Raw genomic sequence first — 12,750 nt, forward strand, 5'->3', positions numbered from 1 at the left:
AGGGCGGCGGGATCACTCCCGCCGCCCTTTTTTTTTACGCCCCGAGCGCTCGGCCGATCAGTTCCAGATCAGCGAGGTTCCCTGGGTGGTGACGTGCGAGGCGATCACCCCGTCCAGCAGGATGTCGTCGCCGTTGGAGAAGGCCACCACGGTGCTCCCGCCCTGCTGGGTGACGGTCCAGGTCACGCCCGTGCCGGTGAAGGCAGACAGGTTCAGCACATCATGGTCGCCGCCGGCGCCGAAGTCGGTGATGCGGTCGTGGCCCGAGCCCGGCCCGAACACGAATGTGTCGGCTCCAGCCCCGCCGGTCAGCAGGTCGTTGCCGCCGCCGCCGGTGATGGTGTTGGCCAGGCCGTTGCCGATCAGCACATTGGCCTGGGCGTTGCCGGTGGCGCTGACCGCGGTCCCGAGCAGGACGAGCTGTTCCAGGTTGGCCGACAGGGTGTAGCTGACCGACGAGGCCACGCTCTCGAAGCCTTCGCCCGCCAGTTCGATGATGACGTCATTGACGTTATCGACCCAGTAGGCGTCGTTGCCGATCCCGCCGATCATGGTGTCGGCGCCCGCCTCGCCCGCCAGGACGTCGTCGCCGCCCAGGCCGTAGAGCGTGTTGTCCAGGGCGTTGCCGTTCAGGATATTGGCGCTGGCGCTGCCGGTGGCCGTCAGGGCCACGTCGCCCACCAGCTTCAGCTGCTCGATATTGTCGGCCAGGGTGTAGCTGACGAACGAGGCCACCGTGTCGAAACCCTGCCCGGCCAGTTCCAGGACGGTGTCGCCGATATTGTCCACCCAATAAGCGTCGTCGCCCAGGCCGCCGATCAGCAGGTCCGCGCCCGCCTGGCCGTCGAGCACGTTGCTCAGTTCGTTGCCGGTAATGATGTTGGCCAGGGCGTTGCCGACCCCGTTGGCCGCCGAGCCCAGCAGAACCAGCTGCTCGACATTGGCCGTCAGGGTGTAGCTGACGAAGGCCGCGACGCTGTCGTAGCCCTCGCCGGCCAACTCGGTGACCACGTCGGTGGTCGAGCCCACCCAATAGGCGTCGTCGCCCCGGCCGCCGATCATCGTATCGAGCCCGCCGTTGCCGACCATCACGTCGTTGCCGTCCAGCCCCGTCAGAACGTTGTTGGACGCGTTGCCGATCAGCATGTTGGCCTCGGCGCCGCCCGTGGCGTTGGCCGCCGTGCCCACCAGGATCAGCTGCTCGACATTGGCGCTCAGGGTGTAGCTGACCGAGCTGGCCACCGTGTCGAAGCCCTCGCCGGCGTTCTCCACGACCACGTCGCCGACATTGTCGACCCAATAGGCGTCGCCGCCCGCGCCGCCGGCCATGGTGTCGGCCCCGCCCTCGCCGCTGAGGGTGTCGTTCCCATCCAGGCCGTAGAGGGTGTTGGCCAGGCCGTTGCCGACCAGGATATTGTCGGTCGCGCTGCCCGTCCCGACCAGCGCCCCGCCGATCAGGATCAGCTGCTCGACATTGGCCGACAGGGCGTAGTCGACGGACGCGGCGACCGTGTCGAAGCCTTCGCGGGCCTCCTCGAAGATCGCGTCGCCGGCATTGTCGACCCAGTAGGCGTCATTGCCCGCCTCGCCGGCCATCTGGTCAGCCCCTTCCCCGCCGATCAGCGTGTCATCCTCGTCGCCGGCCCAGAGGTCGTCGTCTCCCGCCCCGCCGTCCAAGATGCTGGCGGTGATGCCGTACACACGATCGTCGCCCGCTTCTCCATAGAGCAAGCCGCCCCCGATCAGGTAGTCGGCGCCGTCGCCGCCATACAGCTGGTCATGCGGAGCGCCGCCCCACATCACGTCGTCGCCGCCCTCGCCATAGAGCCGGTTGACCGCGGTCGCGTCATCGGCGGACCTGGCCGCGGTTCCGCTGCCATATATCCGATCGTTGCCCTCGCCCCCGTGCATCAAGTCCGAGCCGGACTCGCCCAGAAGCGTGTCGGCGCCGGCGCCACCTTCGACGATGTCGTCGCCCGTCCCGCCCCTAAGCTGGTCGTTACCGTCGTCGCCCCACAGCTGATCGTCGCCGTTGCTACCTCGGAAGACGTCGGCTCCGCCGCCCCCGTGAAGCTGGTCGTCGCCGTTGACCCCGTAATAAGTGTCCGCGCCGTCGCCGCCGTTGAAGAGATCGGCCGCGCTCGTGCCATTCACGCCGGTGACCAGGAAACCCGCCGTGAACGCGCCAGCGTCCAGGCCGACGGGGGCGTTGAACTTCACGATGAAGTCCGGTTCGGCGACCCCGTACTGAAGAACGCCGTCACCATTCGAGTCGACGATCAGGTAGGTGTCGCTTCCCTGGGTCCAGGTCCAGATTTGCGTGAAGTCCGGTCCGTAGTCGTTGCTGGAGAAGACGGCGCCGTTGGTCAGCGAGAACGTCGGATTGTCCAGCGCCCCCCGGAAGACCACGGGCGTCTCGTAGGCGGGGTAGCCGAAATCGAGTCGATCGCCTTCGGTGGCGTTGAAGTCGGTTATGATCGCGTAACCGGCCGGATTGCTGGTCTCGGCCTCTTCGGACGCGAAGCTCAGATAGAATAGGTCCGAGCCGGCCCCGCCCGTCACGACCTGCGGCGCCGTCACGTAGATTTGGTCGTCGCCCGCCCCGCCATCCAGCCAACCCGCCGCCGCCGAGCCCCAGGCTTCGCCGTAGATGCGAAGGCTATCGGCGCCGTCGCCGCCATACAGCGTATCGCCCACGCCCCCGCTCAGCACGTCGTCGCCAGCGCCGCCGTACATAGTGTCCAGACCGGCGCCGCCAGTGAGGGCGTCGTTCCCATCCTCGCCGTAAAGCGTGTTCACGCTGTCGGCGGTGTCCGATATATCGCTGTAGGCCATGCCCGCGTAGAGCACGTCGTTGCCCGCGCCGCCGTGAAGAATGTCGGAGCCGAACCCGCCCGACAGGATGTCGTTGTCCGCGCCGCCGTGAAGAGTGTCGGAACCGGACTCGCCGGACAGGGTGTCCTCGCCGTCGCCGCCGTCGAGACTGTCGTCGCCGTCGCCGCCAATCAGTTGATCGTTCTCCGCGAACCCGGACACCGTGTCGTCACCGCCGGCGCTGTAGATGACGTCGATGCCGCTGGTCCCCACGAAGACGTCCGCGCCCGAGGCGCCGGCTTGGGCGACAAAGACGCCATCGACGAAGGAAGCCTGGCTGATGACGGCCCCATTGTCGAACGCCAGGACCAAATCGTTGTTGTCGAGAGTCTGGGTATGGTTGGAGTCGACGATCAGATAGGTCTTGCCGGCGCTGGCCCAGGTCCAGACGCCGATAAGGTTGGAACCGAGGCTTCCCGGAAGCGTCTTGCCGGCCGACAGGCTGAATGCCGGGTCGGTGATGGCGCCATACCACATGAAATAGAAGTTGCCGGACTTGCCGCCGGAAACGAGCGGACCCAGGCTGATACGGTCGCCGTCGGCGGCCGAGAAATCGACGATATGATCGAGCCCCACCAGATTGCTGGGCTGTTCGTGGGCATAGAGCAGTTCGACATAGAACAAGTCGGCTCCCGTCCCGCCCTTGTAGGTGTCCGCCACGAAACCGTCGTACGAAATCGTCAGGACATCGGCGCCGGCGCCGCCGTCGAGGACATCGGTCCCGAAATTCCCGCGAATTTGGTCGGCGCCGTCGCCGCCGTTGACGATGTCGTCGCCGTCCAGACCCATCAGGAAGTCGTCGCCGTTACCCCCATTCAGGGTGTCGTCGCCCTCATCGCCGTAGATCGTGTCGGCGCCGTCGCCGCCGTTCAGCACATCCGCGCCGCCGTAGCCGCGAATATTGTCGTCCCCCGACGTACCGTCGATCGTTTCGCTGGCGTCGGTGCCGGGCAGGTAAGCCATGCGTCGCTCTCCCGGGCCGCAGCGCTCTCAGCGCCCCAACGGCCAATTCTTGATCACCTCTAGCGAGGAGCTAGCGGTCACGCCAGATACAACCTTCGGCGCCCGCGAGACGGCAGGCTTGGGTAACGCGAAAGTCCCACCCGGGACGCATCGTACGGATCTGCCCAAGACCCCCTAGGCGTCATATCGCTCCTCCGAATTCCCAAATCCTCCCGGCATTTACGACCCCGCACGCCCATCGGGCCAAGGTGTGATCCCACGAACACCTCGCCGAACGGCTGCATGGACACGCTCGACCGCCGAGCCCCGATAGCCCCCGCCGATCCTTGCGCGGATCCCGATCAGTTCCAGATCAGCGACGTCCCTTGTGTGGTGACATGCGAGGCGATCACCCCGTCCAGCAGGATGTCGTCGCCGTTGGAGAAGGCCACCACGGTGCTCCCGCCCTGCTGGGTGACGGTCCAGGTCACGCCCGTACCGGTGAAGGCCGCCAGGTTCAGCACGTCGTGGTCGCCGTTGGCGCCGAAGTCGGTGATCCGGTCGTGGCCCGAGCCCGGCCCGAACACGAAGGTGTCCACGCCCGCCCCGCCGGTCAGCAGATCGTTGCCGCCGCCGCCGGTGATGGTGTTGGCCAGACCGTTGCCGATTAGCACATTGGCCTGGGCGTTGCCGGTGGCGTTGGCCGCCGTGCCCACCAGCACCAGCTGTTCCAGGTTCGCCGACAGGGTGTAGCTGACCGAAGAGGCGACGCTTTCGAAGCCTTCGCCCGCCAGTTCGACGATCACGTCGCCCGCGTTGTCGACCCAGTAGGCGTCGTTGCCGATGCCACCGATCATGGTGTCGGCGCCCGCCTCGCCGGCCAGGACGTCGTCGCCGCCGAGGCCGTAGAGGGTGTTGTCGAGGCTGTTGCCGTTGAGGATGTTGGCGCTGGCGCTGCCGGTGGCGGTCAGGGCGACGTCGCCCACCAGCTTCAGCTGCTCGATATTGTCGGCCAGGGTATAGCTGACGAACGAGGCCACCGTGTCGAAGCCTTGGCCCGCCAGCTCCAGGACGGTGTCGCCGACATTGTCGACCCAGTAGGCGTCGTCGCCCAGGCCGCCGATCAGCAGGTCCGCGCCGGCCTGACCGTCGAGCACGTTGCTCAGCTCGTTGCCGGTGATGATGTTGGCCAGGGCGTTGCCCACGCCGTTGGCCGCCGAGCCCAGCAGGACCAACTGCTCGACATTGGCCGTCAGGGTGTAGCTGACGAAGGCCGCGACGCTGTCATAACCCTCGTTCGCCAGCTCGGTGACGACATCCGTGGTCGAGCCCACCCAGTAGGCGTCGTCGCCCCGGCCGCCGATCATCGTATCGAGCCCGCCATTGCCGACCATGACGTCGTTGCCGTCCAGCCCCGTCAGCACGTTGTTGGACGCATTGCCGATCAGCATGTTGGCCTCGGCGCTGCCGGTGGCGTTGGCCGCCGTGCCCACCAGGATCAGCTGCTCGATATTGCCCGACAGCACATAGCTGACCGCCGAGGCGACGGTGTCGAAGCCTTCGCCGGCCAGTTCAGTGACCACGTCGCCGGCGTTGTCGACCCAGTAGGAGTCGTCGCCCGCGCCGCCGACCATGGTGTCGGCCCCGCCCTCGCCGATCAGGATGTCGGCGCCGGCGCCGCCGTAGAGCGTGTCGTTCCCTTCGCCGCCGAACAGCACGTCGTCGCCGCCACGGCCATCGATCTTGTTGGCCCCGGCGTCGCCCTCCAGGGCGTCGGCGAAGTTGGAGCCCAGCAGGTTCTCGATCGAGGTCAGGGTGTCCCCGCCCGATCCGCCGGTGTTCTGCACGCCCGTCTCGGCCAGGCTGACCACGACGCCGGCCCCGTCGTTCAGATAGGAGGCGGTGTCGTTGCCGGCGCCGCCGTCCAGGCCGTCGTTGCCGGCCCCGCCTTCCAGGATGTCGTCGCCGCCGCCGCCTGCCAGGATGTCGTCGCCGCCGACCCCGACCAGCACGTTGGCCAGGTTGTCGCCCGTCAGGCGGTCCGCGCCCAGATAGCTGCCGGTGACGTTCTCGATCGAACGGATAGTGTCCTGAGCGACCCCATCGACCATGACGGTCACCCACGATCCGCCGTTCAGGGTCACCGTGATCGGCAAGGTGTAGTGATCGACGTAGTCGACGGTGTCCACCCCGCCGCCGCCGTCCAGGGCGTCGGCGCCGCCCGCGCCCTGCAAGGTGTCGTCGCCGGCCCCGCCGGTGAGGGTGTCGTTCGCGTTGCCGCCCACAAAGACGATCTGCTCGACCCGGGTGACCGATCCGGTCGCCACCCCGCCGACCGTCACCACGTTCAGCGCGTCGCTGTTGGCGTTGCTGAACACGACCGCGGCGTTCTGGCCCGCATAGTTCAGATAGGCGATGTCCTTGCCCGCGCCCCCGTCGATCACGTCGGCGCCGCCATAGAGATTGTATCGCAGCTTCAGATAGGCGGCCCCGGCGGCGTCGATCCCACCGCTGGCGATCCCGTTGACCAGGATGTCGTCGCCCGCGCCGCCGGAAAGGGTGTCGTCGCCCTGGCCGCCGATCAGCACGTCGGCGCCGTCGCCGCCGTTCAGGATGTCATTGCCGTCGGCGGTCGTGGTGTCGGCGTCGTCGCCCAGCAGCAGGTCGTTGCCCGCCCCGCCGTCCAGCGTGTCGGCGCCGCCTAGCCCGGTCAGGATGTCGTTGCCGTCGCCGCCCGACAGGACGTTCGCCCCCGTCGAAGCGATGTCGACGATGAACACGTCCGCCATGTAGTTGTTGTCGCCGGGGAGATTTCCATCCCCCGCGAACACCAGCATCGTCCCGTCGGGCGAGAACGACCAATAGTCGGGCGCATAGGGCGAGGCGAACGCCTTCGTCATGACGCCGGTGCTCAGGTCCTTGATGTACACGCCCGGGCCGGACATGTCGGGGCCCAGGTTGTTCGCATTGGTCCAGAACGCGACCTTGGAGCCATCCGGCGAGAACTTCGCGCTTTGCGAGTAGCCGTTGGACTGGACGCCGGCCGGTCCGGTGGAGACCTTCGTCACCTCTCCGGTCAGCAGATTCTTGATGAAGACGTCCGAATAGCCGTTGGTGTCGCCCGCGACCAGATTGTCGGCATGGCTGGTGAAGACGATCTTCGTGCCATCGGCGGAGAAGGAAAACTCCCGCGATTCATTGTTGGCCTCCGCGCCCGTCGCCGAGACCGAGACGCGGGTGACCACGCCCGTGGCCAGATCCTTGACGAAGATATCGCCCGAATTGTTGGTGTCGCCCGCGACCAGATTGGTGGCGTAGCTGACGAAGGCGATCTTGGTCCCGTCCGGCGAAAACACCGGCTGGGTGCTGCCGAAGCCGCCCGCCGCCTGCCCGCCCGCGCCGGTCGTCGAGACCCGGGTCAGAGCGCCCGTCGCCAGATCCTTAATGTAGATGTCGGAGAGGTAGTTGGTGTCGCCCGCCTCCATGCTGGCATAGCTGACGAAGGCGATCTTGGTCCCGTCCGGCGAGAAGACAGGACTGTCGGCGCCGCCTTCGCTGTACACGAACTGGCCATTGGTGGTCGTCGACACACAGGTCACCGCGCCCGTCAGCAGATCCTTGACGAAGATGTCGGCGGAGCCGTTGTTGTCGCCGCCCACCAGATTGTTGGCGTAGCTGACGAAGGCGACCTTCGCGCCGTCGGGCGAAAACACCGGCTTGGCGCTGCCGTAGCTGGCGGTGGGGGTCGCCTCGCCACCCGCGACGTTCGTCGAGACGCGGGTGACCACGCCGGTGGACAGGTCCTTGACGAAGACGTCGCGGTACCCGTTGGTGTCGCCGGCGACCAGATTGGTCGCGCCGCTCATGAAGACCACCTTCGACCCGTCCGGCGAGAAGACCGGCTGGCTCGATCCCGAAAAGTTGGGATCGCCTGCGGCCAGCACGCCAGCGCTGTTGGATGAGACAAGGGTCATCTGGCCGGCGCTGGAGCCGGTGAGAACGTCGTTGTGGGCCGAGCCCGTCAGGTTCTCGATCGAGACCAGCGTGTCGGTTCCGGCTCCGCCGGTGTTCTGGCCGCCGGCGGCCGCCAGCGACACGGTCACGCCCGAAGACGCGCCGGCATAGGAGGCCGTGTCGGTGCCCGCCCCGCCGTCCAGGCGGTCGTCGCCGCCGCCTCCGGTCAGGACGTCGTTTCCGCCCAGGCCGTGCACGATCTCGTTCGTCGCGTCTCCGACATAGACATCGTCACCCGCCGAGGGTCCCCCCGCACTCCAATTCCCCGCCACGCGAACACCCCCCGCTCTAAGCTCAGGCATAGGGCCTAGAGGCGGCTCCATCGTCAAGGCACAACCTAAGGCTTTCCTGGCCCTGCTCCCCCGAATTCCCAAATCCTCCCGGCATTTACGACTCCGCAACGCCAATCGGGCCAAGGTGTGGTCCCAAGAACGCCTCGCCGAACGGCTGCATGGACACGCTCGACCGCCTTATCGACCGCCGAGCCCCGATCGCCCCCGCCACCCCATGCGCGGAGGTCCGGGCGATCTTCCTCGCCGAGCCGCACGTGGCCGCCGTGGCCGTCGTCGTGGACGGACGGCCGGTGGGCCTGGTCTATCGCGACGTCTTCCTGGGCCAGGCGGCGGTCGCCGACCTGGACGCGCGTCCCGTTTCCGACGTCATGGACCGCGAGCCGCGCATCGCCCGCGCCGGCCTGACGGCCACCGAATTCGTCGAGGGCATGGCCCAGAGCGCCACCCCCCTGTTCCGCACCGCCTATGTCACGGTCGACGAGGCCGGGACCTATGTGGGCGTGGGCGGCCTGAGCTCCTTGCTCACCTCCCATCGCCGCCGCCAGCGCGAGGCCGACGAGGCCATGGCCCTGGTCGAGCGCATGGCCCACGACATCGGCCATCACCTGGACGGCGTGCTGGCCTTCACCGAACGGCTGGAGCAGTCGCGCCTGACGCCCGACGCGGCCGCCTATGTCCGCGCCATCGGCGACACCAGCCGCGACATGAGCCAGGTGCTGAACCGCGCCATGGACCTGCGCCGCGCGGCCACCGGCGGCCTCTCCCTGACCCTCGCCCCCGCCCTGCTGCGCGACCTTTCCGACGCCGTCGAGGCCCGCTGGAGCGCCCGCGCCGCCGAGGGCGGCTCGACCCTGCTGTTCTCCTACGACGGCGATCCCGAAGCCGCCGCCGTCATCGACGCCGACCGCGTGCTGCAGGTGTTCGACGCCCTGATCGAGGGCGCCCTGGCCAGCGGCCGCGGCGTGATCGAGGCCAGCCTCAAGGCCCGCGCGACCGAAGGCGGCCTGAAGCTGGAAGGCCGGGTGCGCGACAACACCGTCGGCTCGGCCGAGGAACGCCTGACCCGGGTCTACGACCCGCTGGGCGCCGGCAGCATCCAGGACAGCAACGAGCTGGCCCTGGGCGTGGGCATGGCCCTGGCCCACGGCCTGACCCGCGCCATGGGCGGCCCGCTGCGCGCCGAGGCCAATCTGGGCGCCGGCCTGACCCTGCAGTTCTCTCTGACCGCCCCGGCCGCCAACCTGACCGTCACCGAGGTCGAGGAGCCGTCGCTGGACGCCCGCTCGGCCCACATCCTGATCGTCGACGACAACGCCACCAACCGCATGGTGGCCGAGGCCCTCTGCGAGATGTTCGACTGCACCTCCGAGCAGGTGGTCGACGGCGTCGAGGCCGTGGAGGCCGCGCGCTCGGGCCGCTTCGACCTGATCCTGATGGACATCAAGATGCCGCGCATGGACGGGGTGGCCGCCACCCGCGCCATCCGCGAGATGAACGGCCCCGCCGGCCAGGTCCCCATCGTGGCCCTGACCGCCAACGCCGACCCCAACGACGTGGCCACCTATGTCGCCGCCGGCATGCAGGACGTGGTCGAAAAGCCGATCAAGCCCGAACGCCTGGCCGTGGTCCTGAGCGCCCTCCTGGGCGGCGACGACGACGAAGACACCGAAGCGGCGGCCTAGACCCCTCTCTCATAGAGAGAGGGAGGGACCCGCCGCGAAGCGGTGGGAGGGTGAGAGGTTTCACCACTTGCCGGAAGGGCGCGACGCCACGGCCGGGCGGAACTTTTCACAACCATCGCGCGTCGCAAGGTGCGAATGCACCCTCCGGCAGGTGCGATATGTCTCAGACTTGCAACAAAGCGCCGCAGTCTCGATACGCGGTATGGCCCCCGTCCCTTTGCTGACCTAGGCTTTGCGGGAACAGGGAACACCGCACGCGTGCTGAACACCGCCGAACAGGAAGCCTGGGATTTTCTCAGCAAGGCGCCGCACTACACCGACCCCGACATGGTGGAATGCCATTTCGGGCGGGCCATCGGCGCGTTCGGCTACGACCGGTTCTGCGCCACCCTGATCAACGCCGAGCAGCTGGGCCGCGAGCCCCCCACCCTGGCGCGCCGCGACTTCGACGCCTGGGACGCCCGCTACTGGGGCGAGCGCTACGTGGTCCACGACCCGTGCATCAAGCTGCTGCAGAAATCCAACCGCCCCTTCGCCTGGAGCGATGCGCGGCCGCTGGGCGACAACCGCGCCCAGGCCATGTGGGGCGAGGCCTCCGAATTCGGCATGAACGACGGCTATGTGGTGCGGGTGTTCGGCCCGGCCGGCCACGAGGTGCTGATCCGCATGTCCACCCCGGAGACCGCCGTCGACCCCACCGCCCGCGCCGTGGTCGAGAGCCTGGCCACGGTGTTCGGCACCATCATGCTCAAGCACTGGGAAATGCAGGACGACAATCCCGACTACGGGGTGATCTCCGAGCGCCAGGCCCAGTGCCTGTACTGGGCCAGCCGGGGCAAGACCGACTGGGAGATCGGCGCGATCCTCACCCTCTCGCCCCGCACCGTCCACCACCACATCGAAGCCGCCAAGAAGCGCCTGGGCGTGGTCAAGCGGCAGGAAGCGGTGATGAAGGCGGGGGAACTGGGACTGCTGGCGAAGGTGGGGTGAGGGCGGCCGCGACCGCCCCGTCCCCCGCCCTCCGCCTCCCGCCCCCTAGGCCGACCGCGCCTCTTGCGCGATCCGCGCGGCCAAGTCGCGATAGGTGCGCAGCGGCCGGCCCAGCAGGGTGGTCAGGCGTTGGACGTCGCCCGCCTCCGGAACCATGCCGTCGCTGACATAGCGCTGGGCCATCAGGCGCATCTCGTAGGCCATCCACTTGGGCATGAAGGCCGAGACGCTCTGCTCGAAGCCGCCGGGATCGTCGCCGCCATAGACGACCGGGCGGCCCAGCACGTCCGACCACAGGGCCGCCAGGGCCTCGCCCGTCAGGGTGTCGGGACCGACCAGGTTGATGATCTCGACCGGCAGCTTGCCCGGCGCCTGCTGGCGACGGATCAGCTCGATGGCGGCGACCTCGGCGATGTCGGCGGCGTCGACCATGGCCACGCCCTTGGCGCCGATCGGCATCGGATAGACGCCGTGGTTCAGGACCACGTCCTTGATCATCAGTTCGTTGTCGATGAAGTAGGCCGGACGCAGGATCGTGGCGGAAAAGCCCATCTGGGCGATCATCCGCTCGGCGCCGGACTTCACCGCGAAGTGCGGCACGTTCACGAAGCGCTCGGCGTGCAGCACCGACAGATAGACCACCCGCTCGACCCCGCAGTCGCGGGCGATGTTCAGGGCGATCAGCGCCTGGGTGAATTCGTCGCCCGCCACGGCGTTGAGCAGGAAGAACGCCTCCACGCCCTGGAACGCGGCGCGCAGGGCGTCGAGGTCCAGCAGGTCGCCCTTCACGACCTCGACCCCGGCCGGGAAGTCGGCCTTGGAAGGATCGCGGACCAGGGCGCGGACGCGGGCGCCGCGCTGGACCAGTTGCTGAACGACTTGGCGGCCGACACGGCCGGTGGCGCCGGTGACGAGGATGGTCATGGGAAAATCTCCAGTTGGGGTAAGACGACGCCTGGAGAAATGACCGGTCCACACACGATCCAATAGACGCTATATTTGGACGATCCGTCTCAGTGGTGGAACACATGGACCTGCTCGCCCTCGCCGACTTCAACCTGGTGGCCCGGCACGGCGGGTTCGGGCGCGCGGCCCGCGCGGCGGGTCGGCCCAAGGCCACGCTGTCGCGACGGGTCGCCGAACTGGAGGCCGACCTGGATCTCCGCCTGTTCGAACGCGGCGGGCGCGCGCTCAAGCTCACCGAGGAAGGCCGGGCCCTGTTCGAACGGACGGGCGTCCTGCTGACCGAGCTGGACGAGGCGGCCGCCGCCATCGCCTCGGGCGGCGAGCGCCCGCGCGGACGGCTGCGCATCAGCGCGCCCCTGCTGCTTTCCCAGACAGCGCTGGGGCGGCTGGCCGCCGAGTTCTCGCGCGCCTATCCCGAGGTCCGGCTGGAGGTGACCACCGACGACCGCCCCGTCGACCTGGTGGAGGAAGGCTACGACCTGGCGATCCGGGTAAACCCCGATCCCGACGAGAGCCTGGTGGGCCGGGTGTTCCTGCGCGACCGCCTGGTGGTGGTGGCCGGTCCCGACCTGCCCCGACCGGCGGAGGGCGCGAGCGTCCGGGGCGTGGTGCGCGGCGGCGACGGGACCGAGACCTGGACCCTGACCACCGGGGCGGGCCCGGCCCGCATCGCGGTCGAGCCGGTGCTGCGCCTGTCGTCGATGATCATGGTCCGCGACGCGGTGCGCGCGGGGGTCGGCGCCGCCCGCCTGCCGCTCTCGCTGGTCAGCCGCGACCTGGCCGCGGGCCGGCTGGTCCACTGGGGCGACGCGGCCGAGCCGGAGATCGCTCTCTGGGCGCTGTATCCCTCCCGCCGCCTGCTCAGCGCGCGCGTCTCCGCCTTCCTCGACCACCTGAAACAGGCCTTCCCCCTGGGGACCGCCGACGAGCTGGCGGCCTATATGGAGGTCTAGCCGGCGTCAGGTGACGCGAATGAAGCCGAAGCGCCA

Annotated in this window: 6 protein-coding genes; 3 read left to right on the forward strand and 3 right to left on the reverse strand. The window is 68.5% G+C overall.

Features of this window, described 5'->3' with window-relative positions:
- Positions 1 to 57 precede the first annotated feature (57 nt).
- Positions 58 to 3,837, reverse strand: coding sequence for a beta strand repeat-containing protein (locus tag AC07OA_RS00985; protein ID WP_494661890.1), 3,780 nt, complete (start codon positions 3,835 to 3,837; stop codon positions 58 to 60).
- A 341-nt stretch (positions 3,838 to 4,178) separates the two neighbouring features.
- Complete coding sequence (locus AC07OA_RS00990; RefSeq protein WP_494661891.1) at positions 4,179 to 8,153, reverse strand: beta strand repeat-containing protein; 3,975 nt, start codon at positions 8,151 to 8,153, stop codon at positions 4,179 to 4,181.
- 128 nt (positions 8,154 to 8,281) lie between these two features.
- On the opposite strand from AC07OA_RS00990, the gene AC07OA_RS00995 reads away from it, so the two are divergent.
- On the forward strand, positions 8,282 to 9,805 hold the full coding sequence (locus AC07OA_RS00995; protein ID WP_494661892.1) for a response regulator: 1,524 nt from the start codon (positions 8,282 to 8,284) through the stop codon (positions 9,803 to 9,805).
- 258 nt (positions 9,806 to 10,063) lie between these two features.
- Positions 10,064 to 10,795 (forward strand): helix-turn-helix transcriptional regulator, encoded by a 732-nt coding sequence (locus AC07OA_RS01000; RefSeq protein WP_494661893.1) that lies wholly within the window; start codon positions 10,064 to 10,066, stop codon positions 10,793 to 10,795.
- 45 nt (positions 10,796 to 10,840) lie between these two features.
- Here AC07OA_RS01000 and AC07OA_RS01005 read toward each other — a convergent pair whose 3' ends face one another.
- The gene (locus AC07OA_RS01005) at positions 10,841 to 11,719 is read right to left on the reverse strand and encodes an SDR family oxidoreductase (RefSeq protein WP_494661894.1); all 879 of its coding nucleotides are present in this window, start codon (positions 11,717 to 11,719) and stop codon (positions 10,841 to 10,843) included.
- Between the two features lie 104 nt (positions 11,720 to 11,823).
- Here AC07OA_RS01005 and AC07OA_RS01010 point away from each other — a divergent pair, with 104 nt between their 5' ends.
- Positions 11,824 to 12,714, forward strand: coding sequence for a LysR family transcriptional regulator (locus AC07OA_RS01010; RefSeq protein ID WP_494661895.1), 891 nt, complete (start codon positions 11,824 to 11,826; stop codon positions 12,712 to 12,714).
- The last annotated feature ends 36 nt before the right edge of the window (positions 12,715 to 12,750 follow it).

The organism is Caulobacter sp. GW821-FHT09B08 (assembly GCF_059418225.1).